This window comes from Alcaligenes sp. GW821-FHT11D07 (genome assembly GCF_058808495.1).
In genome coordinates this window covers 541,683-567,208 of sequence record NZ_JBXART010000001.1, presented here as the reverse complement: position 1 = coordinate 567,208, position 25,526 = coordinate 541,683, and the positions used below count along the sequence as shown (strand labels likewise).

At 55.4% G+C, this 25,526-nt stretch carries 24 protein-coding genes; 4 read left to right on the top strand and 20 right to left on the bottom strand.

Features of this window, described 5'->3' with window-relative positions; translation table 11 throughout:
* Nucleotides 1-122 precede the first annotated feature (122 nt).
* The 5 genes from AC1RSM_RS02585 to AC1RSM_RS02565 form a co-directional block, all read right to left on the bottom strand.
* Nucleotides 123-764 carry a peroxiredoxin gene (locus tag AC1RSM_RS02585; protein ID WP_189390918.1) on the bottom strand — a complete coding sequence of 214 codons (642 nt, stop codon included), beginning with the start codon at nt 762-764 and terminating at the stop codon, nt 123-125.
* 170 nt (nt 765-934) lie between these two features.
* Nucleotides 935-2,752: an acyl-CoA dehydrogenase gene (locus tag AC1RSM_RS02580; protein WP_492929190.1), complete on the bottom strand. Its 1,818-nt coding sequence runs from the start codon at nt 2,750-2,752 to the stop codon at nt 935-937.
* 107 nt (nt 2,753-2,859) lie between these two features.
* Nucleotides 2,860-3,789 carry an electron transfer flavoprotein subunit alpha/FixB family protein gene (locus AC1RSM_RS02575; protein WP_492929188.1) on the bottom strand — a complete coding sequence of 310 codons (930 nt, stop codon included), beginning with the start codon at nt 3,787-3,789 and terminating at the stop codon, nt 2,860-2,862.
* The gene (locus AC1RSM_RS02570; protein WP_492929186.1) at nt 3,790-4,539 is read right to left on the bottom strand and encodes an electron transfer flavoprotein subunit beta/FixA family protein; all 750 of its coding nucleotides are present in this window, start codon (nt 4,537-4,539) and stop codon (nt 3,790-3,792) included.
* Nucleotides 4,540-4,624: 85 nt separating this feature from the next.
* Nucleotides 4,625-5,548: a histone deacetylase family protein gene (locus tag AC1RSM_RS02565; RefSeq protein ID WP_492929184.1), complete on the bottom strand. Its 924-nt coding sequence runs from the start codon at nt 5,546-5,548 to the stop codon at nt 4,625-4,627.
* A gap of 11 nt (nt 5,549-5,559) precedes the next feature.
* On the opposite strand from AC1RSM_RS02565, the gene mltB reads away from it, so the two are divergent.
* Nucleotides 5,560-6,753 carry a lytic murein transglycosylase B gene (mltB, locus tag AC1RSM_RS02560; RefSeq protein WP_492929182.1) on the top strand — a complete coding sequence of 398 codons (1,194 nt, stop codon included), beginning with the start codon at nt 5,560-5,562 and terminating at the stop codon, nt 6,751-6,753.
* Here the strand turns inward: mltB and cysM are convergent.
* The 14 genes from cysM to gyrA form a co-directional block, all read right to left on the bottom strand.
* Nucleotides 6,750-7,655 carry a cysteine synthase CysM gene (gene cysM, locus AC1RSM_RS02555; protein ID WP_492929181.1) on the bottom strand — a complete coding sequence of 302 codons (906 nt, stop codon included), beginning with the start codon at nt 7,653-7,655 and terminating at the stop codon, nt 6,750-6,752. The two genes, mltB and cysM, sit on opposite strands and share 4 nt — an antisense overlap.
* A gap of 98 nt (nt 7,656-7,753) precedes the next feature.
* Nucleotides 7,754-8,149, bottom strand: coding sequence for a ComEA family DNA-binding protein (locus AC1RSM_RS02550; protein WP_492929179.1), 396 nt, complete (start codon nt 8,147-8,149; stop codon nt 7,754-7,756).
* 118 nt (nt 8,150-8,267) lie between these two features.
* Nucleotides 8,268-9,266 (bottom strand): ADP-glyceromanno-heptose 6-epimerase, encoded by a 999-nt coding sequence (rfaD, locus tag AC1RSM_RS02545; RefSeq protein WP_492929177.1) that lies wholly within the window; start codon nt 9,264-9,266, stop codon nt 8,268-8,270.
* The gene (gene rfaE1, locus AC1RSM_RS02540) at nt 9,263-10,192 is read right to left on the bottom strand and encodes a D-glycero-beta-D-manno-heptose-7-phosphate kinase (protein WP_492931419.1); all 930 of its coding nucleotides are present in this window, start codon (nt 10,190-10,192) and stop codon (nt 9,263-9,265) included. The genes rfaD and rfaE1 overlap by 4 nt, the downstream gene beginning before the upstream one ends.
* The gene (gene lapB, locus AC1RSM_RS02535) at nt 10,189-11,436 is read right to left on the bottom strand and encodes a lipopolysaccharide assembly protein LapB (RefSeq protein ID WP_492929175.1); all 1,248 of its coding nucleotides are present in this window, start codon (nt 11,434-11,436) and stop codon (nt 10,189-10,191) included. Before lapB ends, rfaE1 begins: the two co-directional genes overlap by 4 nt.
* A gap of 17 nt (nt 11,437-11,453) precedes the next feature.
* Nucleotides 11,454-11,789, bottom strand: coding sequence for a lipopolysaccharide assembly protein LapA domain-containing protein (locus AC1RSM_RS02530; protein ID WP_492929173.1), 336 nt, complete (start codon nt 11,787-11,789; stop codon nt 11,454-11,456).
* A 114-nt stretch (nt 11,790-11,903) separates the two neighbouring features.
* Entirely contained in the window at nt 11,904-12,263 is a 360-nt protein-coding gene (locus AC1RSM_RS02525; RefSeq protein WP_492929171.1) for an integration host factor subunit beta, read from the bottom strand.
* A 5-nt stretch (nt 12,264-12,268) separates the two neighbouring features.
* Nucleotides 12,269-13,987, bottom strand: a complete 1,719-nt coding sequence (rpsA, locus tag AC1RSM_RS02520; protein WP_492929170.1) for a 30S ribosomal protein S1 — start codon at nt 13,985-13,987, stop codon at nt 12,269-12,271.
* 85 nt (nt 13,988-14,072) lie between these two features.
* The gene (gene cmk, locus AC1RSM_RS02515) at nt 14,073-14,753 is read right to left on the bottom strand and encodes a (d)CMP kinase (protein WP_492929168.1); all 681 of its coding nucleotides are present in this window, start codon (nt 14,751-14,753) and stop codon (nt 14,073-14,075) included.
* Nucleotides 14,750-16,072, bottom strand: a complete 1,323-nt coding sequence (gene aroA, locus AC1RSM_RS02510; RefSeq protein ID WP_492929166.1) for a 3-phosphoshikimate 1-carboxyvinyltransferase — start codon at nt 16,070-16,072, stop codon at nt 14,750-14,752. The genes cmk and aroA overlap by 4 nt, the downstream gene beginning before the upstream one ends.
* The gene (locus AC1RSM_RS02505) at nt 16,069-16,953 is read right to left on the bottom strand and encodes a prephenate dehydrogenase (RefSeq protein WP_492931417.1); all 885 of its coding nucleotides are present in this window, start codon (nt 16,951-16,953) and stop codon (nt 16,069-16,071) included. Before AC1RSM_RS02505 ends, aroA begins: the two co-directional genes overlap by 4 nt.
* Before the next feature lie 238 nt (nt 16,954-17,191).
* On the bottom strand, nt 17,192-18,283 hold the full coding sequence (gene pheA / locus AC1RSM_RS02500) for a prephenate dehydratase (RefSeq protein WP_492929164.1): 1,092 nt from the start codon (nt 18,281-18,283) through the stop codon (nt 17,192-17,194).
* The gene (serC, locus tag AC1RSM_RS02495; RefSeq protein WP_492929162.1) at nt 18,276-19,385 is read right to left on the bottom strand and encodes a 3-phosphoserine/phosphohydroxythreonine transaminase; all 1,110 of its coding nucleotides are present in this window, start codon (nt 19,383-19,385) and stop codon (nt 18,276-18,278) included. The genes pheA and serC overlap by 8 nt, the downstream gene beginning before the upstream one ends.
* Entirely contained in the window at nt 19,385-22,072 is a 2,688-nt protein-coding gene (gene gyrA / locus AC1RSM_RS02490; RefSeq protein WP_492929160.1) for a DNA gyrase subunit A, read from the bottom strand. The genes serC and gyrA overlap by 1 nt, the downstream gene beginning before the upstream one ends.
* Nucleotides 22,073-22,512: 440 nt before the next feature.
* Between gyrA and ompA the strand changes: the two genes are divergently transcribed.
* The 3 genes from ompA to gph all read left to right on the top strand — a co-directional run bounded on the left by ompA (nt 22,513) and on the right by gph (nt 24,626).
* On the top strand, nt 22,513-23,109 hold the full coding sequence (gene ompA / locus AC1RSM_RS02485; protein WP_492929158.1) for an outer membrane protein OmpA: 597 nt from the start codon (nt 22,513-22,515) through the stop codon (nt 23,107-23,109).
* Between the two features lie 83 nt (nt 23,110-23,192).
* Nucleotides 23,193-23,915 carry a bifunctional 2-polyprenyl-6-hydroxyphenol methylase/3-demethylubiquinol 3-O-methyltransferase UbiG gene (ubiG, locus tag AC1RSM_RS02480; protein ID WP_492929156.1) on the top strand — a complete coding sequence of 241 codons (723 nt, stop codon included), beginning with the start codon at nt 23,193-23,195 and terminating at the stop codon, nt 23,913-23,915.
* Between the two features lie 15 nt (nt 23,916-23,930).
* A complete protein-coding gene (gene gph / locus AC1RSM_RS02475; protein WP_492929154.1) occupies nt 23,931-24,626 on the top strand; it encodes a phosphoglycolate phosphatase in 696 nt (231 codons plus the stop codon).
* A 7-nt stretch (nt 24,627-24,633) separates the two neighbouring features.
* Here the strand turns inward: gph and AC1RSM_RS02470 are convergent, their stop codons facing one another.
* A complete protein-coding gene (locus AC1RSM_RS02470; protein ID WP_492929150.1) occupies nt 24,634-25,500 on the bottom strand; it encodes a LysR family transcriptional regulator in 867 nt (288 codons plus the stop codon).
* Between the last annotated feature and the right edge of the window lie 26 nt (nt 25,501-25,526).

Here is a 25,526-nt window from a genome sequence, read left to right as displayed (position 1 = left end):
AGCACTGTATAAAAGTACGCCCCTCCTCCCCTGTCCCTCGCTGACACCCACAAAAAAGCCCTCTGGCCATGACAGCAAGAGGGCTTTCGATTAAGGCCTGAAGATCAGGCCCCAAGTACAAATTACTTGTTAGGCTGAGGCGTCACACGCAGGTAGGGACGGATCTCGGTAAAGCCTTTGGGGAATTTCTGCTTCAAGACTTCAGGGTCTTTCAGGCTAGGGACAATAATCACATCGTCGCCATCTTCCCAGTTAACCGGGGTAGCCACGCTGTGGCTGTCGGTCAGCTGCAGGGAATCGACAACACGCAAAATTTCGTTGAAATTACGGCCGGTGCTGGCAGGGTACGTGATGATCAGACGCACTTTCTTGGCCGGGTCGATGATGAACACCGAGCGCACAGTCACGGTGGTGCTGGCGTTAGGGTGGATCATATCGTACAGATCCGACACCTTGCGATCTGCATCAGCCAGGATGGGGAAATTGACGGTGGTCTTTTGTGTTTCGTTGATGTCATCAATCCACTTGCCGTGGGAATCAACATCGTCAACGGAAACAGCAATGACCTTGACATCACGCTTGGCAAACTCATCCGCCAATTTGGCGGTGTAGCCCAATTCGGTGGTGCACACAGGCGTAAAGTCTGCTGGGTGGGAGAACAAAATACCCCAGCTATTACCCAAGAACTCGTGAAACTTGATGGTGCCAGCGGAGGATTTTTGTTCAAAATCAGGGGCCAGGTCACCCAGACGAAGTGTAGCCATTACGTTCCTCTTTCTAAATGCAGCTGCGATTAGGACATCACTGACTGGAATAATCAGGACTAGTCAGATGATTTTGTCAGTATAAAGAGAGCGTTTCAAACAATTAAAAGTTATATGGATATAGCCAAAAAAGGCCCGGCTGCAAACAACACAGCGCAGGCCTTTGTCACTTACAGCAACTCTGCCGACATATAGGGCGTCAGTTCCACGCCGTCCGCAACAGACTGAGCCAATGCCGTGGCACGTGGCAACAAATGGCTGGCAAAGAACACGCTGGTCGACAGCTTGCGACGCAGGAATGGGTCCTGATTGCCGTCGCTCAATGCTTTTTCTGCAGCCAGAGCAGCGCGAGCCATCTGCCAGCCCGTCAAAACGTAACCGGACAGCATCAGGAATGGCACGCTGCCCAGGAACACGGCAGGCAAGTCTTTCTGAGCGTTCATCAACGTGAACATGGCAGCACGCTCAACGCTCTTCACACCTGCTTCCAGACGGTCTGCAATCAAGCCCAGAGCCGCTTTATGCTCACCACCTTGAGCCGCACGCTCGCGCAGCTTGGCAACGGTGGCACCCAGTTCTGGGGCCAGGCCCTGAATCACGGCACCTGCATCACGCAGCACTTTACGGCCGATGAAGTCGTTGGCCTGAATAGCTGTGGTGCCTTCGTAAATAGGCAGGATGCGCGAGTCACGGTAATGCTGAGCAGCACCGGTTTCTTCGATAAAGCCCATACCACCATGCACCTGCACGCCCAAGGAAGTAACTTCCAGGGACATTTCAGTGCTGAAGCCTTTCACCACAGGCACCAGGAACTCATACAGGGCTTGATAACGCTTGCGAGCGTTTTCGTCTGCTGCATGACGAGCCTTGTCATTCACCCCGGCTGCAAAGTAAGCCAGAGCACGAGAGCCTTCGGTCAGAGCACGCATTTGTACCAGCATGCGCTGTACATCAGGGTGATGCGCAATAGGCACGGCCTTGCCACCGGTCAATGGCGCACCTTGAACGCGATCATTGGCGTATTCAACGGCTTGCTGCAGGGCACGTTCGGCCACTGCAATGCCCTGCACACCCACAGCGTAACGGGCGGCGTTCATCATGATGAACATGTACTTCAGGCCTTCATTTTCCTTGCCAACCAGGTAGCCGACGGCACCTTCACCGACATCACCCTTGCCTGAGCCATACAGAAGCACTGCGGTGGGGCTGCCATGGATGCCCAGCTTGTGCTCCAAGGAAGCACACCAGACATCGTTACGGGCACCCAGCGAGCCATCATCGTTCACCATGAACTTGGGGACGATGAACAAGGAAATCCCTTTCACACCGGCAGGTGCGTCCGGAGTACGGGCCAACACCAAATGGACGATGTTCTCGGCCATATCGTGCTCACCGTAGGTGATAAAAATCTTCTGACCGCTGATGCGATAGGAACCATCGTCCTGAGGCACAGCACGACTGGCTACCTGGGCCAGATCCGAACCAGCTTGTGGCTCGGTCAGGTTCATGGTGCCGGTCCAACGGCCTTCCAGCAAAGCGGGCAGGAAACGTTCTTTTTGTTCGTCCGTACCCACCATGGAGACGGCTTCAATCACCCCGTCGGTCAGCAAAGGACACAGGGAAAAAGCCAGGTTGGCGGCATTGATGTTTTCACATGCCACGGCACCAATCAGCTTGGGCAAGCCTTGGCCACCCAGCTCGACTTCGTGCTGCAAGCCTTGCCAGCCGGCTTTTGCAAATTCTTCAAAGGCTTTTTTAAAGCCGGGTGTGGTGGTGACCACACCGTCATTCCACTTGGCGCCGTTCTGATCACCAGCGCGGTTCAAAGGTGCTACTTCCTGCTCAACGAAGCGGGCGTTCTCATCAATAATGGCATCGATCAACTCGGCCGAGAAATCCTCAAAGCCAGGCAATTCCAGCACACCAGGTAGATCAGCCAGCTCGTTAAGCGCAAAGCGGATGTCTTGGGTGGGTACACGATACGTCATGAACACTCCTACACAGAAACAAAAAGGACCGAAGCCACAGTCTGGCCTCTAGGTATACGCACTGAAAAAAAGCCTGCTGGAAAAATTACCAGCAGGCCGATGGACGCTTAGAGCGCCTTTTCTAACTCAGGCACAGCCTCGAACAGATCAGCCACTAAACCGTAGTCGGCCACGCCAAAAATCGGCGCTTCGGGATCTTTATTGATGGCAACAATGACTTTGGAGTCTTTCATGCCAGCCAGGTGCTGGATCGCACCGGAAATACCCACAGCTACGTACAGTTGAGGCGCAACGATCTTGCCTGTTTGACCCACTTGCCAGTCGTTAGGTGCATAGCCAGCGTCTACAGCGGCACGCGACGCGCCCAATGCAGCACCCAGCTTGTCAGCCAAACCATCCAGCAACTTGAAGTTTTCGGCGCTGCCCAGACCGCGGCCACCGGAAACCACAACGCTGGCACCGGCCAGCTCAGGACGATCGCTCTTGGCCACTTCACGGCTGACAAAAGCGGAACGGCCCGAATCAGCCACAGCGCTCAGCTCTTCAACGGCAGCACTGCCACCTTCTGCAGCCACACCGTCAAACGCGGTGGTACGCACGGTGATGACTTTGACGGCATCGGCGGATTGAACCGTCGCAACGGCGTTACCGGCGTAGATAGGACGGGTGAAAGTATCAGCCGACTCAACCGACAGGATGTCCGACAATTGAGCGACATCCAGCTTGGCAGCAACACGAGGAGCAATGTTCTTGCCCGAGGCCGTCGCCGGGAACAGGATATGACCGTAATTGGAGGCAATACCCAGTACCTGGGCGGCCACGTTTTCAGCCAGGCCTTCAGCCAATGCAGGGCCATCGGCCAGCAGCACTTTGCTGACACCTTGAGCTTTGGCCGCTGCCTGGGCCACTGCGCCAGCCTGATGGCCAGCTACCAGTACATGCACATCACCGCCAATTTTCTGGGCGGCAGCCAGGGCATTGAGAGTTGCAGCCTTGAGCTGCTGATTGTCGTGCTCGGCAATAACAAGGATAGCCATTTAAATCACCTTCGCTTCGTTCTTCAGTTTCTCGACCAGAGTGGCGACATCGGGCACCGTGATGCCGGCGGCACGAGCTGGAGGCTCACTGACTTTCAGGGTTTTGATACGTGGAGCGACATCAACGCCCAGCTCTTCAGGAGTCAGGGTCTCCAAAGGCTTTTTCTTGGCCTTCATGATGTTGGGCAAAGTCACGTAACGTGGCTCGTTCAGACGCAAGTCGGTGGTGATGACTGCGGGCAAGCTGAGCTTCAATGTTTCCAGGCCGCCGTCCACTTCGCGGGTAACGGACACGCTGTCACCGGACACTTCAACTTTGCTGGCAAAGGTGGCTTGTGGCCAGTCCAGCAAGGCAGCCAGCATCTGGCCGGTCTGGTTAGCGTCATCGTCGATGGCTTGTTTGCCCAGAATCACCAGTTGAGGCTGTTCTTTGTCCACAACGGCCTTGAGCAGCTTGGCGACAGCCAAAGGCTGCAACTCAGCGTCGGTTTGCACCAGCGTGGCACGATCTGCACCAATGGCCAGAGCCGTACGCAAGGTTTCCTGACTTTGAGCAACGCCGCAAGAGACGGCGATCACTTCAGTGGCTGCACCGCTTTCTTTAAGGCGGGTGGCCTCTTCGACAGCGATTTCGTCAAAAGGGTTCATGGACATTTTCACATTGGCAATGTCCACCCCGGTTTGGTCGGATTTCACGCGCACCTTGACGTTATAGTCAACTACGCGTTTCACGGGTACTAACACCTTCATGTAATGTTCTCCAGTGCAGTCTTAAATAAAAGTTGTTCTGTTGAAATAAGGCTTTAAAAGAATTCCAAAGCCCAGAGCCACTCGCCTAAAGCCCGGCGAGGGCCTTGATGTGAGCCACCACGCTGCGTCCCAGCGACGAGGGATCGTAACCCCCTTCCAGCATACTGACCAGACGTTGTCCGGCGCTGGGCGCACAGGCTTGAACCACCATGGCTGTCAATTCTGCATAATCGGCCTCAACCAGACTGAGCTGTCCCATCTCGTCTTCCCGGTGAGCATCAAAACCCGCCGAGAAAAAGACCATTTCGGGAGCAAATGCTTCAATGCGAGGCAAGCAAACTTGCCTGAACTGGTCGATAATCTGAGCCGACTTGGTGTAAGCCTCAACAGGTATATTTACCATGTTTTGCGCTGCCGGGTCCTGAAAGGAATCAGGAAAAAACGGGGACTGAAAGAAACTACACATCAGGACCCGATCGTCACCGGCAAAAATTTGTTCTGTCCCATTGCCGTGATGCACGTCAAAATCGACAATCAGCACACGTTTGAGGCCATATCGTTCCATGGCATAGGCCACGGCCACCGCGATATTGTTGAAAAAACAAAACCCCATTGCCCGGGCCCGCTCAGCATGATGCCCGGGAGGTCTTACCGCACAAAAGGCGCCGCTTGCTCCCTCGTTCATCACGCCATCAACCGCATCCAGCCCCGAACCGGCTGCCGCATAAGCAGCCTCCAGGGTATGAGGATTCATCAGCGTATCCGGATCGATATTGAAATACCCCTGACGCGGCAACTGCTGCTTGAGCTGCTGCAGATACGCAGCATCGTGCACCCGCAAGATGTCCTCATCCGTTGCCAGCCGCGCTTGACGCTCGGCCAGATAGGATGCCAGACCGCTGGATAGCAGTTGATCATTTATGGCATCCAGTCGCTGCGGACTTTCAGGATGCCATCGGCCCATCTCATGCAAATGGCATGATGGATGGATAAAATATAGTGTCTCCATGAGGATGGATTATGTTCAGACCCACTCGAATTTTGCAAGCAGTACTGATCGCACTGAGCACTGCCGGCTGCGCTTCCACCACTTCCCCCGTCGTTTCCTCGGACACCAAACCCAGCAACGGCGCGGCTCTCCAGGCTTCTCAAAAAAAATCCACTATCGTCCAAATCAAATCTTTGGACGCGCCGCCATCCATTCAGGCTGGTGAGTCTCGTTCCGGACGGACACAATTTTTCAAATTAAACGGTGAATTAAACGATGACATTGCGTCCTACGCCCATGAAGTAGCGGCAGAGCGCAAAGTTCCATTGAATTTAGTCACTGAAATTTTGCAGCAAGCTCAATATAACGAGACAGCAGCCAAATTAATGCGCCCTACCCAGGGCCGTATCAAGCGCAGCTGGGTCACGTACCGACAACGCAATGTAGACCCCGCTCGTATCCAGGGTGGTGTGCAGTTCTGGCAAAAGCATCGTCTGGCTCTGGACCAGATTTCCCAGACCTATGGCGTGCCGCCTTCTATTATTGTGTCCATCCTGGGGGTGGAGACGGTGTACGGCAAAATCATGGGGGACTTCAAAGTCCTGGATGCTCTATTCACCTTGGGCTTTGCCTATCCCGACGACAGTCGCCCCGAACGCGGCCAACTGTTTCGCGATCAACTGGCTGACCTGATCGAACTGCACTATCAAGGCGAGCTGGACGCCCGTATTGTCCAAGGTTCGTTTGCAGGCGCTATGGGCATGTCTCAATTTATGCCCGGCAGTTTGATGCGCTATGCGGTCGATGGCGATGGTGACGGACGCATAGACCTGCGCAACAATCCGACTGACGCGATGGCCTCGATTGCCAACTTCTTGCGTGCCCATGGCTGGGAGCCTGGCCTACCTGTTTTCGCCCCTGTCCAGCTTAGTGCCGCGAATAAAGGCATGGTAGATGGTGGCATCTATCCCAAACTGAACTGGTCGCAACTAAGCAATGCCGGTGCCAGCGTGAAGGGCCAAAGTCAAAACACAGGCCCCTGGCAACAGTCTGCGCTGGGTGTAGTGAACCTGGTAGACGAGCCGCGCAAAACAACGGAGTACCGCTTGGGTACCCCGAACTTTTTTGCCATCACCCACTACAACCGCAGTTACTTCTATGCCAGCTCGGTTGCCGATCTGGCTTCCGAACTGGCTGATCGCATGGGATACGGCAGTCCTAATTAATTAAAGATGCCGGTGGACAGATAACGGTCGCCACGGTCGCACACAATAAATACGATCGTGGCATTTTCTACCCGTTGCGCAACGCGCATGGCCGCTACCAAAGCACCACCGGAAGAAATACCGGCACAGATACCTTCTTCGGCTGCCATACGGCGCGTCATGATCTCGGCCTCTTGCTGGCCAATTTCTTCAAACATGTCCACTTTGGATGCATCGTAAATCTTGGGCAGATACGCTTCTGGCCATTTACGGATACCAGCAATCTGCGCACCCGGCGCAGGCTGAGCACCTACCACCACAATGCCGCTATTTTGACTGCGCAAGTAATTGCCTACACCCATAATGGTGCCGGTCGTTCCCATCGCACTGACAAAGTGCGTGATCTGGCCATCAGTCTGCTGCCAGATTTCAGGGCCTGTACCTTGCATATGCGCCGCCGGGTTATCCATATTGGCAAACTGATCCAGCACTTTGCCCTGCCCTTCAGCTTGCATCTTCATGGCCAGATCACGGGCGTATTCCATACCACCTTGATCGGCTGGCGTCAGAATCAGCTTGGCACCGTAGGCCGTCATGGACGCGCGACGCTCCAACGACAGATTGTCCGGCATGATCAAAATCATTTTGTAGCCACGCACGGCGGCGATCATGGCCAGAGCAATACCCGTGTTGCCACTGGTTGCCTCGATCAAGGTATCTCCCGGCTTGATATCACCGCGGCGCTCGGCCTCCTGGATCATGGAACTGGCAGCACGATCCTTGACCGAACCGGCCGGGTTATTGCCTTCCAGCTTAGCCAGCAAGACATTACCGCGTGCCTGTCCAAACTCGCCAGGGATGCGCTGCAAACGTACCAGCGGGGTTTGACCAACAGTATCTTCAATGGTGGGATAGTTTTTCATCGATAAATCTCTTACCTTGCGCAAGAAGGCAGCCAGTTTTCACTGACTGCCCAGCTGACTAAACAAACTACTAGCTTAAAGCGAGTCTACGCCCAGAGCTACGGCTTTCTTCTTATATCCGCGTCAGCGGTAGTGGCGGCAGTCTTGCCTTGGACCTTGGAGGGCTCGACTTTCAAACCCGCCTGCTCCATCGTAATGATCTTTTTGGCACCAATGCCTTTGACCCGATCCGCCAAATCCTGCAAAGAATCGAAGGGGCCGCCTCGTTGACGCTCCTCCAAAATCAACTCTGCCGTTCGAGGGCCTATTCCTTTGATTTGCTGCAGTTGCTGGGCATCTGCTGTATTCAAATCAACAGCGCCCGCCAAGCTGAACGGCCCCATCAAAACAAACGCCAACAAGAATTTTAGAACCGGCCCGCGCCAGCTAGGGACAACATGCAAGCACCGGGAAAAAGCAGTAAGGGCGGACCAGGATTTCACTGATGTGGACATGATAAAGGCTCCTTGAAAAGAAGCCTTTATGGTGCTGCTGCCAAGATCAGAGCTGTTGCTTACAAAGCGGATTTAGCCATGCGTAACAGTCCGACTAGCCCTTTTTGTCCTGCCAGAATCAACGCAATGCCCCTGATTGCAGCAAACGACGCACGTACTCGGCCACCCCAGTTTGTACATCCTGGAAGGGCTTGTCATAGCCTGCTGCACGCAACTGAGTCAGGTCTGCCTCGGTATGACTTTGGTAACGGCCCTTCAAATCATCAGGGAACGGGATGTATTGCAGGAACTGCTGCGTCACCAGCTCGCTCAACTCCAGCGGCGGCAAGCCATCGTGCTCTCGCAGGGTGTTGACCACAGTCTGGGCCACATCATTGAAAGGCTGAGCACGGCCCGAACCACAATTAAATACACCAGACTGCTTATCCTGTCCCAGAAAATGCAGGTTCACGGACACGACATCATCAATAAAAACAAAGTCGCGCTGCTGGCCGCCATCAACATAGCCGTCCCAGCCGCCAAACAACAGAACGTGGCCGTCACGCCGATACTGCAGCATATTGTGATACGCCACCGACGCCATGCGACCCTTATGCTGCTCCTGCGGTCCATACACATTGAAGTAGCGCAAGCCGACCACGGGCGCACGCAGATTGTCCAAATGACGACGCAAGACCTGATCGAACAGAAACTTGGAATAGCCGTAAACGTTCAAGGGCGCTTCATTGCTCAGGTCCTCGACATACAAAGGACCGGCGCCATAAACCGCCGCTGACGAGGCGTACAACAAAGGAATGCGTTTGGCCTGGCAGTACTCAAAGATTTCCAAGGTCACGCGGTAGTTGTTATCCATCATGAACTGGCCATTACGCTCGGTCGTGTCCGAACATGCGCCCTGATGCAAAACAGCTTCAATATTAGAGAACTCGTCCCGCGCCAAACGGGCACGAAAATCGTCCTTGTCCATATAGTCGGCAATTTGGCCATGAACCAGATTGGCGAACTTGTCGCCGTCGCTCAGGTCATCGACCACCAAAATATCGGTCACACCTTGCTGATTCAGGCCCTTCACCAAATTGCTGCCAATAAAGCCAGCACCACCGGTCACTACAATCATGCCAATTCCTTTGCCGTCACAATGGACGTACCCAATTTTCCGACTACGATACCGCCCGCACGATTCGCCCAGCGCATGGCCTGTAACCAATCCAGACCTGCCGCCCGCATGACCGCCAGCGTTGCCAATACCGTGTCCCCGGCACCGGAGACATCAAACACTTCTTGAGCCTGAGCATCGACATGCTCACGCCCCTGCTCGGTGAACAAGGTCATCCCTTGCTCAGAGCGCGTAATCAACAAGCACTCCAGATTCAACTTGCGACGCAAGTGCTGAGCGCGCTGCATCAAATCATCTTCATCTTTCCAGGCACCGACGGCTTCCTGCATTTCCGAACGATTTGGCGTCAGGATAGTGGCGCCTTGATAGCGTTCGTAGCTTTTGCCTTTGGGATCAACCAGCACAGGGATATTCTTGGAACGCGCCAGCGCGATCAGGCTTTCCACCTGCGCCAGCGCACCTTTGGCATAGTCAGACAACACCAGCACCTGATGCTGATCCAGCAGTTCACCCATGTTTTGATGCAAGCGCCCCAAAGCACTTTCAGCGGGACTTTCTTCAAAATCGACGCGCAACAATTGTTGCTGGCGTCCCAGGACCCGCAGCTTGAGCGAGGTGGGCATGGCAGGGTCTTGTACCCAATGCGCCTGCACCTGGTCCGCTTGGGCCAGCTCTTGTACGGTTTTACCCGCTTCGTCCTGACCAATCACCCCTAACAGGCTGGCGTGAGCGCCGAGCGCAGCGATGTTGCGGGCCACGTTAGCGGCACCGCCCAAGCGATCTTCCACGCGGCCCATCTTGACCACAGGCACAGGGGCCTCGGGCGAAATACGCTCTACATCGCCGAACCAGTAACGATCCAGCATGACATCACCGACGACCAGCACACGGCTGGCAGCAACGGCCTGACTTGGAAATTCCATTATTTCAGCTCCTCCAGACGGCGAGGGGCGTAGGTCTCCCAGGAGTTACAACCGGGACACTGCCAATAAAAATGACGGGCTTCAAAGCCGCAGGAACTGCAGGAATAGCGGTCCAGACGCTGCGTGTGTCGGTGAATCAAAGAGCGCAACAGGCTCAAATCGGCACCAGCAATAATCTGGTCTACACCAACGGTCTCTGCCGCCTCGGCCCCCTCTTTAGAGTGAGCTTGATCCTGAAGCTCAACTTCCAGCATTTTGTCCAGACCGAGCAAAGACGGATGGGCACGCAGCGCATCGCGCGCAAAAGCCCAGGCTTGCAAATGGCCTTCCTGCTCACGCAAGACACGGAACAGCACATTGAAGATATCCAGACTAGGATGCTGCTGATAGTGGCTACGCAGCATGGCCACGCCTTCCTCAGCACGGCCCAGCTTACGGTAGCTTTCCAGCAATTCGGTCGCATATAAGCCCACATACTCAGGGGCGCTGCTCAAAATAGAGACCAGATAAGCACGTTCCTGCTCATTTTGTCCCTGCATACGAGCGACACGAGCACGCAAACTGGCCACACGGGCCTGTGAAGCATGCATGGCCTGTACCGTACCTTGCTTACGAATGGCATTATCGGCTTCATCCAAGGCTTTGGCAGCACGGTCGAAATCGGGCTGTTTGCCTTGCAAGGCCCCTTCGGCCTGTTCGCACTGGTAATGCACCAGTTGTGGCACCGGTTCGTCCACCAAGGCACGTAAACGACGCACAGCTTCAATAGCACGTGGCCAATCATGCTCGGACTCATAAATACGAATCAGGGCGCGCATGGCAGGAATGGCAAAACGCGTTTCGCGCACGGCTTCAAAAGCAGCCTCGGCCCGATCCAACATACCGGCTTTCAAAAAGTCCTGGGCGATCTGGAACTGAGCGTTCTCGCGATCGGCCACAGGCAGGTCAGCCCGTGACAACAAACTTTGGTGCACGCGGATGGCCCGCTCCATTTCGCCACGACGGCGAAACAAGCTGCCCAACGCAAAGTGCAGCTCGGTGGTTTCAGGGTCCAGCTTGGCCACTTCCACAAATGCGTCAATGGCGCGATCCGGCTCTTCATTGAGCAAAAAATTCAGCCCTTTGAAGTAAGAGTCCGGCAAGCTGCGGGTTTCGGACATCATCTGCCGAAAATCAACCCGCGCCGCAACCCAACCCAAGCCAAATAGAATGGGTACAAAAACCAACCACCAGGTTTCAAAATCCACTGTGTAACTCCAACTGCTTACAAAGGTGCCAAGGGGGCAACAGTTTCAGGGGCGACGGCAGCCGTGTTCACAGTCGATGCCTGGCCTTGCTGTTCCAGCCTGTCTTGCAGACGGTCCATTTCACGGCGCAAGCGATTGACCTCGCGGCGGCGGCGCATGACTGCACCCACCATCAATAGCAGTCCCAACACCAGGCCTAGAATAAAAGCAGCCAGCATCACGACGATCAGCGGAACGTCTTGAATAATATGCTCGGCAAAAAAGCTGACCTGCACGGGTTCCGTGTTTTTCAGTGCAAATAAAAGCACGATCACAAAAACGAGCAGACGCAATACCCAGACTAGATAGCGCATTATTAAGGCTCCAACAGTGTTTTTATAATGTCTGATTGTACGTGCAAGCGGATTTTAGCGCACACGCAAAACAGGCCCTAAAAAGGGCCTGTGTAATCAGTGTGCAAGTAGGTCTTAACCGTGACGGACTCTCGAATTGAGCTGCTCGAAGGCAGACGACTGGTCGTCCGCTTCGATTTGCTCTTGCTCGAGAAAGACAGAATCGACTCGCTCACGCAATTCCTTGCCCGCTTTAAAGTGCGGCACCTGTTTACCAGGCACCATCACTTTTTCACCGGACTTGGGGTTGCGCCCTACCCGCGGTGAGCGGGTAGAGAGCGAAAAACTGCCAAACCCTCGGATTTCGATCCGCTGACCGTTGGCCAAAGCCTGGGTCATTGAATCCAAAACCGTTTTCACGGCGAAATCCATATCACGCAGAGCCAGCTGCGGATAGCGGCTGGCCAACAGCGCGATCAGCTCAGACTTTGTCACGCTGATTAACCGTCGTCACGTTGCTGCTGATCCAGCTTGGCACGCAGCAGAGCACCCAGGTTGGTCGTACCGGACGAAGCGCTAGCTTCGGTCAGGCGGGCCATGGATTGAGCGGTTTCAGCGGTATCGCGTGCTTTGATGGACAACTGGATGGAACGGGTCTTGCGATCCACGCTCAAGATCATGGTGTCAATTTCCTGACCTTCTTTCAGAGCAGTTGTTGCATCTTCCACACGGCCCGAGGAGATCTCGGAAGCGCGCAGGTAACCTTCAACGTCCAGGGACAGCGTAACAACAGCGCCCTTGGCTTCAACCGATTTAACAACACCGTTTACCACAGCACCCTTGTCGTAGGTTGCCACGAAGTTGTTGAACGGATCGCCTTCCAGCTGTTTGATACCCAGGGAAATGCGCTCTTTGTCGGTGTCGATGCCAAGCACAACGGCGTCAACTTCGTCGCCCTTCTTGAAGTTGCGAACGGCTTCTTCGCCAGTCTCGGACCAGGACAGGTCGGACAGGTGAACCAGGCCGTCGATGCCGCCAGGCAGACCAACGAACACGCCAAAGTCGGTGATGGACTTGATGCCACCGCGCACTTTGTCGCCGCGTTTGAAGTTGATGGCGAAATCTTCCCATGGGTTGGCACGGCACTGCTTCATGCCCAAGGAGATACGACGACGATCTTCGTCGATTTCCAGAACCATGACTTCGACTTCTTCACCCAAGGTCACAACCTTGCGTGGGTCAACGTTCTTGTTGGTCCAATCCATTTCGGATACGTGAACCAGGCCTTCAATACCGTCTTCCACTTCAACGAATGCACCGTAGTCGGTCAGGTTGGTAACCTTGCCGAACAAACGGGTGTGTTGTGGGTAGCGACGTGCCAGACCGATCCATGGATCTTCGCCCAGCTGCTTGACGCCCAAGGAGACACGGCTCTTTTCTTGATCGAACTTGAGAACCTTGGCTTCGATTTCCTGACCCACCTGCAGAACTTCGGATGGGTGACGAACACGGCGCCATGCCATGTCGGTGATGTGCAACAGACCGTCGATGCCGCCCAGATCCACGAACGCACCGTAATCGGTGATGTTCTTGACGATACCTTTGACGATAGCGCCTTCGGACAGGGTTTCCAGCAGTTTCTGACGCTCTTCGCCCATGGAGGCTTCCAGCACAGCGCGACGCGACAACACGACGTTGTTACGCTTGCGATCGAGCTTGATAACCTTGAATTCCAGGGTCTTGCCTTCGTATGGCGTGGTGTCTTTGACAGGACGCAGATCAACCAGCGAACCGGGCAAGAAAGCACGGATGCCGTTGGTCATGACAGTCAGACCGCCCTTGACCTTACCGGTGATGGTACCGTTGACCAGTTCGCCGGACTCAAGCGCTTGCTCGAGCGACAACCAGGCCGACAGACGCTTGGCGCGGTCGCGGGACAGGATGGTGTCACCGTAGCCGTTTTCAAAGGCATCGATTGCCACGGAAACAAAGTCACCAGCTTGAACTTCGAGTTCGCCCTGATCGTTCAGGAACTCTTCGAGAGGGATCAGTGCTTCGGACTTCAGACCCGCATTGACCAACACGTAGTTGTGGTCAATACGCAGAACCTCGGCGGAGATAACTTCGCCGCTTTTCAGGTCTTGGTTTTTAATGCTTTCTGCAAACAAATCGGCAAAGCTTTCGCCGCCCGTTGCGTCTGTGTGAAGGTTAGTGGACATTAAATCAATCCGTTAGCCAAAATGGCCGTAAAAAAACACACCAGGTGGAACCCGGTGGAGTGAACAAAGCCCGACGAGCACGGGATTAGGCTGTCGGGACCGAAATGCCCGACCAAAGGTCGAGCACTTTATTTACAACTTCCTGGATGCTGAGCTGGGAAGAATCCACAATGTGGGCACCCGGCGCAGGCACAAGCGGTGCATGGGTTCGAGAACGATCACGTTCGTCGCGCGCACGCAAGTCCGCCAAAAGACTCGTAAGATTAGCAGAAATACCCTTTTCGCTCAACTGTTTACAGCGTCTTTCGGCCCGCACTTGAGCGTCGGCCAGCAAAAATATCTTCAAAGGAGCGTCGGGGAACACAACAGTTCCCATATCGCGCCCATCCCCCACCAAACCGGGGGCAACACGAAAATCCCGCTGCCGTTGCAAAAGCGCCTCACGCACCCGCGGCAAGGCCGCCACTTGCGAAGCCAGATTCCCGACTTCCTCCTGGCGAATGGCATCGCTGACGTCATCGCCATCCATGAAGATATGGGGGTAATCAAAACGCACATCCAGATTTTGCGCGGCCGCTTGCACCTGGGCCTCATCCTGGGCATCCACACCACGACGCAGGCAAGACAAGGCGGTCAGGCGATACAAGGCGCCGCTGTCCAGCGTATGCCAGCCCAGGCGCTGTGCAAGCAAAGAGGCAATCGTGCCCTTGCCCGATGCTGTGGGGCCGTCAATGGTTATGACGGGTATGGGGGTCTGCTCTGTCATGCCTGCACCAATTGTTCAAAAACAGAAAAATACTCGGGAAAGGTCTTGCTGACGCAATCAGGGTCCAGAATTGTCACCGGCACTGGCCCAAAGCTGGCCAGGGAAAAACACATGGCAATGCGGTGATCATCATAGGTCTCGATACTGGCGGCGCGCCATTGATCGGCGGCAATGGGATGCACCGTCAGCCAATCCGGTCCGGATTCAACTTGGGCACCCAGCTTGCGCAGCTCGGCCTGCATGGCATCGATACGATCTGTCTCTTTCACGCGCCAGCTGGCAATATTGCGCAAGGTGCAGGGACCGTCGGCAAACATGGCCATTGCAGCAGCCGTCATGGCCGCATCCGGGATGTGATTGAAATCCAGATCAAAGGACTTCAACTTATCACCCTGGGCTACGCCTACGCCAGACACCACTAGCTCATTAGCATGCCGCTCAATGCGGGCACCCATAGCCTCTGCCACGTCTGCAAACTGGATATCCCCTTGCAGGCTTTCGGTACCTACGCCCTCAATACGCAAGGGGCCACCGCCCAAGGTGCCCAGTGCAATAAAGTACGAAGCCGAGGACGCATCACCCTCTACGACATACACGCCCGGGCTGACATAAGCGGCCTCTGCAGGAACGGTAAAGCTGCTCCAGCCCTCCCGTTTCACCTGCACCCCAAAACGCGCCATCATGGCTAGGGTGATTTCAATATACGGCTGGGAAATCAGCTCCCCTTCCACCTCAATACGCAAAGGCTGCCCGGTACGAGCGGTCAACAAAGGGGCCGCCATCAACAAGGCCGTCAGGAACTGGCTGGATACGGTCCCTTTGACGGAAACGCGGCTCTGCTCGGCCTGCGTCAGCTCCCCAATGGCCAAAGGCGGGTAACCCTCGGCGCCCAGATACTGAACATCAGCCCCCAGACTGCGCAGGGCATCCACCAGATCACCGATGGGGCGCTCATGCATACGGGCGATACCGCTCAAATTAAAGCGACCACCCATCAGGCCCAGCGCAGCCGTCAAAGAGCGAAACGCGGTGCCAGCATTACCCAGGAACAGGTCGGCATCGCGCTGCGCAAAAGGAGCACCGCCGTCAATCACCACAGTGCCCTGCCCCTGATCCTGTACCGTCACGCCCATCTGTTGCAAAGCTGCCATCATGACGCGCGTATCGTCCGAGTGCAGCAGGCCCTCCAGACGAGTCTGGCCTTGAGCCAAGGCAGCCAACAACAAGGCTCGATTGGAAATGCTTTTGGACCCTGGCAATTGCAGTTGTCCGCTGGCGCGGCTAATCGGGCTCAAAACAAGACTCTCGTGCTGACTCATTGCAAACCACTCCTACTTGCCCAAAAACGGCGCGCCAAGGCAGCGCGCTCTAAAAATTCATATAAAGCCTGCCCATCCTGATCCTGCAGGGCCTGCTCAGCCTGATCCAGCGCGTGGCGCACTTCTTGCAGTTGCCCCAATACGGCCTCGCGATTACTCAGGAAAATATCTCGCCACACTTCTGGCGAACCTGCGGCTATCCGCGTGAAGTCACGAAACCCGGTGCCTGCCAAAGCAAAGCGTTGATCCGAGTTACTGCTGGAGGCCACTTGCCACATGAATACAGAGGACAAAAAGTGTGGCACATGGCTGACCGAAGCCAAGACTTCGTCGTGCGTAGCCGGGTCCATCAACATGACCCGCGCCCCACAGCGCTCCCACACCGCGATCAGACGCTCGCGGGCATGGACACTATTTTCATCCAGGGGGGTCAAAATGACGTTACGGCCTTCGTACAGATCAGCGCGAGCCGCTTCGGGCCCCACCGTTTCCGCACCCGCGATAGGGTGACCGGGAACGAACTGATTAATGCGATCACCCAGCGCTTCGCGCGCCATGCTGACCACATCCACCTTGGTGCTGCCGGCATCACTGATCAGGGTGTCTGCACGCAAATGGGGACGCATCGCCTTCAATACCGATGCCATCGCGCCGATGGGTGTCGCCAAGACAATCAGGTCAGCCTCTTGAGCGGCTTGCTCAATAGTGGCGACCTCATCAATCAGGCCCAGCTCCTGGGCACGTCGCAAGCTTTTAAGCTGACGGCCTACGCCCAGCACTTTGCCGACAGCTCCGGACCGCTTGAGCGCCAAAGCTAAAGAGCCGCCAATCAAACCGACTCCGACGACCGCCAGCACTGGAACCAAGGGCGGCGGCGCCATAGTTTCTGATGACGCTATCATGATTAATTCCGTTCCCTCTCAGGCAGTCCGTGCTCAGCGTGTTGCTTGGAAAAAGTGCTGGCACAAGCGGGATAGTGATGCAGACTTTGCCCCGACTGTCGCACCTGCAAGTAGAAAACTGCAGCGACGGGCAACGTCTCTGTCCTAGATAGGCAAATAAGGCCTTGAGGGAGAAGACCCAACTCCTCCCCACTCAGGCCGTTCTTGTTGCTAATGCCTAGAAGTCGTTTACCGGATAGGAACCCAGTATCTTGAAAAAGGCGACTTGTTTTTTCAGTTCGGTCAGGGCGGCTGACATGGCTGGCTCGTCACGGTGTCCGGCCAGATCAACGTAGAAATAATATTCCCACTGACCAGTGCGCGCAGGACGCGATTCCAGACGGGTCATGGAAACCCCGTGCACGGCTAAGGGAGACAACATGTCATACACGGCACCTGCCCGGTTGGGCACGGCCAGAATAATGCTGGTCTTGTCGTTGCCACTAGGCAAAGACTCGATATTGCCGATAGCCAGAAAGCGCGTGCGGTTATGCGGGTCGTCCTGAATGCCCGACTCCACGACGCCCAGATTCCAGGCCGTGACGGCGGTATTACCGGCAATGGCCGCAACCGTTGTATCGGATGAGGCAATACGTGCTGCTTCGGCATTGCTGGAAGCAGCTTCACGCAATAGATGCGGATAGTGCTTTTGCAGCCAGTTCTGGCACTGTGCCAAAGCTTGGGGATGCGCCATCACACGGGTAACGCCTTCCATCGTGCCGGACTGAGTTAGCAAATTATGATGTACGCGAATCGATCGCTCGCCCAGCACACGCAAGGGCGAGTTCAGCAACAAGTCCAAAGTGCGGTTGACGGCACCTTCAGTCGAGTTTTCGACGGGCACCATACCGACTTCGGCCTGACCGACTTCAACGCTACGGAAAACCTCGTCAAAGGAATCACATTGCAACCCATCCAGCGCATGGCCGAAATGCTCGTAAGCGGCCTGTTCCGAAAATGAACCTTGCGGACCCAAATAGGCCACGCGCAATACGCTTTCCAGACCACGACAGGCAGAAATAATCTGGCCCCATACGGCTTCAACAGCAGCCGGTGTGAAGGGACCATCATTTTCAGACTGCAAGCGACGCACGATGCGCGCCTCGCGCTCGGGCTTGAGGATGACTTCCTCGGTATTGAAGTCCTGCTTGATCCTGCCCACTTCCAGAGCCGCACGAGCACGCTCGTTGAGCAGCTCCAGAATCTGGCGATCCAGCTCATCAATACGATTGCGCAAAGGCAAGAGGCGCTCAGTTAAGGTATTAGCCATTCCGTCGTTCAAAATCAGTCATGAAATCGATAAGTGCCTGCACACCCTCCAGCGGCATGGCGTTATAGATTGAAGCGCGCATCCCGCCCACGCTCTTGTGCCCTTTCAGGGAGGTCAAGCCTGCAGCTGTAGCCTGTTCCAGGAACAGCGCATCCAAAGCCTGATCGCGCAAAAGGAAGGGAACATTCATGCGCGAGCGGTAAGCCGGATGCACCGTATTGGCGTAGAACTCGGAGGAATCCAAATAGCCGTACAAGGCTTCGGACTTGGCCGCATTGCGAGCCTGCATAGCGGGCACACCACCTTGTCGCTCCAGCCACTTGAACATCAGGCCAGCCATGTAGATCGAGTACGTGGGTGGCGTGTTGAACATGGACTGCTGCTTTTCGATATTGGCGTAGTTGAACGCCGAGGGGCACAGATCCATGGCATGACCCAGCAAATCTTTGCGGATCATCATCAAGGCAATACCGGACATGCCGGCATTTTTCTGTGCTCCGGCGTAAGCCACGGCCACGCGCGAAAAATCAATGGGGCAGGACAGAATATTGGAGGATACGTCCGCCACAACAGGCACGTTCAATTGGGGGATGTCGTTGAACTCCACCCCGCCAATTGTCTCATTGGTACATACGTGCAAGTAGGCGGAATCTGGACGAACCTCCCACTGAGCAGGCTCGGGAAACCAGGTCCAGGGCGCCCATTCTTTGCCCTGGTCCTGCCATGCCTGTCCACTGGTGCCAGCGATACGGACATCGCCATAACGCTGTGCTTCCTCGTAGGATTTAACCGACCAACTGCCCGAGAGCACGTAATCGGCCTTGCCACTGCCATTGCGCTGAATCAGGTTCAAGGGCAACAGGCCATTTTGGCCCTGCGCCCCACCCTGCAGAAACAGCACGGCAAAGTCATCCGGCACGGACAACAGGGCGCGCAAATCCGCTTCAGTTTCATCGCGCACGCCCATGTAGTCTTTGCTACGGTGGCTCATTTCCATGATGGACATGCCCGTGCCGTGCCAATCGGTCATTTCAGCAGCGGCCTGCTCCAGCACTTCCAACGGCAGCATCGACGGGCCTGCCGAAAAATTCCATACACGCATTACTCGTTTTCCTCGCTGGGGGGTTCCGCCTGGTCTTGGGCGGAATCAGTTTGATTGTCCTGCTCAAGACTATCGGCACCCTGGCCTTCTTCCTCAGCCAGCTCGGCATCCATTTCGTCGTCGGTTTCAACAACGCGGTATACACCAGACAGTTCGCTGCCATCATCCACACTGATCAGCGTCACACCTTGCGTAGCGCGACCCATTTCGCGGATCTCGGAAACACGGGTACGCACCAGCACGCCAGCGTTGGTGATCAACATGATCTCGTCGGTTTCGCGTACCAGCACAGCGCCCACCACCTTGCCGTTACGGGCTGAGGTCTGGATAGCAATCATGCCCTTGGTGCCACGGCCATGACGGGTGTACTCGCCAATCGGCGTGCGTTTACCAAAGCCATTTTCAGTGGCGGTCAGCACGGACTGAGATTCGTCTTCAGCCACCAGCAAGGCGATCACGGACTGCCCTTCTTCCAGCGTCATACCGCGCACACCACGGGCAGCACGGCCCATTGGGCGCACATCGCCTTCGTCAAAGCGCACCGCTTTGCCGGCATCCGAGAACAACATCACATCGTGTACACCGTCGGTCAGTTGAGCGCCGATCAGGTAGTCACCATCGTCCAGGCCAACGGCAATAATGCCGGCTTTGCGAGGGTTGGAGAAATCGGACAGCGGGGTCTTTTTAACCGTACCGCGCGAGGTCGCCATGAACACGAACTGCTCTTCGCTAAATTCCTTAACGGACAGCACAACGTTGATCTTCTCGCCATCTTCCAGCGGGAACATATTGACGATAGGTCGGCCACGCGAGTTGCGCGAACCTTGTGGCACTTCCCAGACCTTGAGCCAGTACACACGGCCGCGGTTGGAGAAGCACAGCAGGTAATCATGCGTGTTGGCGATAAACAGCTTGTCGATCCAGTCGTCCTCTTTCATGGCGGTAGCTTGTTTGCCACGGCCACCACGACGCTGGGCTCGGTATTCAGACAAAGGCTGGCTCTTGATATAACCGCTGTGCGAGAGCGTCACCACCATATCCATGGGGGTGATCAAGTCTTCTGTATCCAGCTCGGTCGCGTTGTGCTCAATTTCTGAACGACGCAGGTCCTTGCCAGTGGCGGAGAACTCGTCGCGCACCGCGATCAGCTCGTCGCTAATAATGGCGGACACGCGGGCCGGACTGGCCAAGATATCCAGCAGGTCAGCAATCTTGTCCATGACCTCGCGGTATTCATTAACAATCTTGTCTTGCTCCAGGCCTGTCAAACGCTGCAAGCGCATATTCAGGATTTCCTGGGCCTGCACTTCGCTCAGGCGGTACAAACCGTCTGTGCCCATGCCGAACTCGTTGCCCAGATCATCAGGGCGATATGCCTGACGGCCACCAACAATGGCACTGGTATCGGCACGCGCCAGCATTTCACGCACCAGGCCGGAGTCCCAGGCGCGTTCCATCAGCTCAACACGAGCGACTGGAGGGGTCGGTGCCGCTTTGATGATTGCAATGAAATCATCAATATTGGCCAGGGCAACAGCCAAGCCTTCCAGCACATGGCCGCGCTCACGCGCTTTGCGCAACTGGAATACCGTGCGTCGTGTCACCACTTCGCGACGGTGGCTCAGGAAGTAATCCACCAGCTGTTTCAGGTTGAGCAAACGGGGCTGGCCATCGACCAGTGCCACCATGTTCATCCCGAAGGTCTCTTGCAGCTGTGTGTTCTTGTACAGATTGTTCAAGATAACTTCTGGCACTTCACCACGCTTGAGCTCGATCACCAGACGCATACCGTCCTTATCGGACTCGTCACGGATATCGGAGATGCCCTCAATGCGCTTTTCGTTGACCAGCTCGGCAATGCGTTCTTGCAGCGACTTCTTGTTGACCTGGTAAGGGATAGCGTCGACCACGATGGCCTGGCGATTCCCTTTTTCCATGTCCTCAAAGTGGGTGCTGGCGCGCATGATGACGCGGCCACGACCCGTGCGGTAGCCTTCGCGCACACCAGACATGCCATAGATAATGGCGCCGGTGGGGAAGTCGGGGGCCGGGATGTATTCGATCAGTTCATCGATCGTGCACTCGGGGTGAGCCAGGCAGTACAAGCAGCCATTGACCACTTCCGCCAGGTTGTGCGGCGGGATGTTGGTTGCCATACCCACAGCAATACCCGAGCTGCCGTTGACCAGCAGATTGGGCAGGCGCGAGGGCAACAGGGCCGGTTCTTTTTCGCTGCCATCATAGTTAGGCACGAAGTCCACGGTTTCCTGGTCGATATCGGCCAGCAATTCGTGGGCGATCTTGGCCAGACGGATTTCGGTATACCGCATAGCCGCGGCATTATCCCCGTCGATGGAACCAAAGTTACCTTGTCCGTCGACCAGGGTGTAGCGCATGGAAAAGTCCTGCGCCAACCGCACGATAGTGTCATAGACGGCAGAGTCACCGTGAGGGTGGAACTTACCGATCACATCACCGACGATACGAGCCGACTTCTTATAGGCACGATTCCAGTCGTTATTGAGTTCATGCATGGCGAACAAGACACGGCGATGCACGGGCTTCAGACCATCTCGCACGTCGGGAAGAGCACGGCCCACAATCACGCTCATGGCGTAATCGAGGTAGCTGCGGCGCATCTCCTCTTCAAGCGAAACGGGAAGCGTCTCCTTGGCAAAGGAATCCATAGGTCAATTCTTTATAGATATGGGTTAAGCAGTAAGCCAGCCGTAAACGGACAAGGGGAAATTCTAGCACTTTCACATAGAGGGACGCAGCGTCACGCAGCAGCAAGGTGGCCGATAAGCTATCTAAAGAGCAGATTACTCAAAAATCTTTCGCTCATGAATCATGTTGAGCACCGATCCGGGACAGTTCGCCACCCAGATCCTGTTGCCTAAAACCAACAATAAAAGGAAAGAACAAGGCTAATTCCACGCAACTTCACGAATCGTTCCCCGTCCCCCTCACGCATGTGGCCGAAATGTCTTAAGATTCGACCTAACACGCATGAAACCCAGCGCAAGCAAGTCTTTGATCCGTTCAAAGGATTGCTATACTGGTTCCGTTAATCAGCGGCAGGGGTTCGCTGCGGTCACTTAACAGCATCAGCTCAACGAGGAGAAATATGAACAAACCCTCCAAAATCGCACTTGTACTCGCCATTGCCGCCGCATCGGCCACCGGTGCAGTTTCCGCACAAGAGTCCGGCGAAGTTAACAACTGGCGCAATCCGTTTGGCGACGTTTGGAAAAACGGCACCGACGAACTGTGCTGGCGTAACAATTTCTGGACACCTGCTACAGGTATTCCAGGTTGTGACGGTGTGCCCGTTGCTCAAGCCCCCGAAGCTCCTGTCGTCGCTCCTACCGTCACTAAAGTGACTCTGAACGCTGACACTTTCTTCGATTTTGACAAATCCACCATCAAGCCAGAAGGCCGCCAGGTTCTGGATCAAGTGGCTGACACCGTTCAGTCCATCGATCTGGAAACTCTGATCGCTACCGGTCACACTGACTCGATCGGCGCTGAAGCTTACAACCAGAAGCTGTCCGAGCGTCGCGCCAATGCTGTTAAAGCATACTTGGTCAACAAAGGCGTATCCGCTGACCGTATCTACACCGAAGGCAAGGGCGAAGCTCAGCCCGTGGCGTCCAACAAGACCCGCGAAGGCCGTGCTCAAAACCGTCGCGTAGAAATCGAAATCGTGGGCAACCGCAAGTAATCCTTGCTGCATCACGTATTTCTGTAGCTAAGGCTACAATTAAGGCTCCGCTTTTGCGGGGCCTTAATTTTTTTGGATGAGCCATGACCGCTTCCACCGTCACGAACGTCAATGTCGATCCCGCAGAGATCGATAAATTCAGTGCCCTGGCTTCCCGCTGGTGGGACCCAGACAGTGAATTCAAACCACTGCACGCCATCAATCCCCTGCGTCTGGACTGGATCTTGTCCTACACCGGCTCATTGGCCGGCAAGCAAGTGCTGGATGTAGGTTGCGGTGGCGGGATTCTGTCGGAAAGCCTGGCTCAGACCGGCGCTGAAGTTACCGGCATTGATCTGGCCGAGCGCTCCTTGAAGATTGCCCGTTTGCACAGCCTGGAATCGGGTGTGCCGGTCAAATACGAGATGATCAGCGCCGAAGACATGGCCGATCAACACCCCGAGCGCTTTGATGTGGTGACCTGCATGGAAATGCTCGAGCATGTGCCCGATCCAGGCTCCATCATTGCCGCCTGCGCCAAACTGGTCAAACCCGGTGGCTGGGTCTTTTTCTCCACCCTGAACCGCAATCCCAAATCCTTTTTGTTTGCCATTGTGGGCGCCGAGTACGTGCTGGGTTTGATCCCCAAGGGCACGCATAGCTATGAAGGTTTCATCAAACCCAGTGAGCTGATTTCCTCCGCACGTCGCAGTGGTCTGGATGCCCTGGCTCTGAAAGGTTTGGAATACAACCCGATTACCGAGCACTATCGCCTGTCCGGCGATACCTCCGTCAACTACCTGCTGGCCAGCCGTCGCCAAAGCTAAAGAGCTCACGCCCTCATGAATAAACTGGTTCTATTCGATTTTGACGGCACTTTGGCCGACTCTGCCCCCGACCTGGCTGCTACTGCCAATCGTATGCGACAGGAGCATGGCCTGCCCGACCTGCCCTACGAAGCCTTGCGTCCTTACGCCTCACACGGCGCCCGTGGATTGCTCAAGGTGGCCCTGGATATCAACACCGATCATCCTGACTACGCGCAGTTACGGGCCCAGTTCCTGCAGGACTACAACGATCACATGACGGAGCTGACCTATTTGTTCGACGGTGTCGCTCCCATGCTCAAGCAGTTGGAGCAAGCGGGCTACACCTGGGGTATCGTCACCAACAAACTGGAATATCTGGCTTTGCCCTTGATTCGCCATCTGGGTCTGGAAGAAGGCTGCGCGGTTACGGTCGGTGGGGATACCACTCAACACACCAAACCCCACCCGGCTCCCCTGCTCTATGCCGCCGAGCAAACCGGCTTTGATCCCAAAGATTGCCTGTACGTCGGTGACGACCTGCGCGACATTCAGGCGGGCCAAGCTGCTGGCATGGCAACCATGATTGCTGCATATGGCTACTGTGCCCAGGACGACAGCATCAATACCTGGCAAGCAGATCTCACCGTGCATCATGCTGCGGACATTTGGGAGGGTGTACAGCGCTGGGCCAAAGGCCAGTTGCCCAGTCCCTCTCCACTGGCCAGCTAAACGTGGCTTAAGGCAGCAGCTCTGACATACGCTGCTGCATCCAGACGGCAGGCGGAGGCAATGCCTGCCCCTGCCGCCACAGCATTCTGACTGCCAATGGCGGCAGCACCATCTCCTGACAATGCAAACGAGTCAATCGATTACGCAGATTCTCGTATTCAGCAATGTTCAGCGGCAAAATCGCCCAGCCCAGGCCGTCGGCAACCATATCGGCAATCACATAAAAGCTATCCGAGCGCCAGACACTGGGGCTGATGACGGTTTGCTCCGCCCCTTCGATATGAATAAGCAGTTGTCGATGAGCCGTTAAATCTTTGCGGCTGACCTGTATCTGCTGCGCCAGTGTGTGCATATGAGCAACACAAATTGCCTGCGGCACCGCCCCGATGTAGCTTTGAGCAAACTGAGTTGTATCTGCACCACGATCAAACTGAAACGCTATATCAGCACGGCCTTCATGGACGTAAGTCATCACCTCGGACGCGGTACCATTCAGCACCGTCAATTCCAGCGCAGGCCAACGGACCGCCATCTCTTTAAGTAACAAAAGCATGGGTTCGTGCGGTAGGGCCTCGTCCATGGCTATTTCCAGACGCGCAGACTGCCCGTGTGACAGATCCAAGGCCCGGCGATTGAGCACATCTACCTGACGCAGCAAGGCGCGTGCTTCCAGCAGCATCACTTGCCCCGGCACAGTCAGGCTTAGATTGCGGCGTGTGCGATCAAACAGCTCCAGATTCAAATCCGCTTCCAACAAGGAGATCGAAGTACTGACAGCCGACTGCACTTTACCCAAGTCTCGGGCGGCCTGAGTCATGGAGCCGGTTTCCGCGACCGCCAAAAAATGTCGAATACGCTCTAGTGTCCAATCCATCAATCTATTTTATAGATGCTAATTAA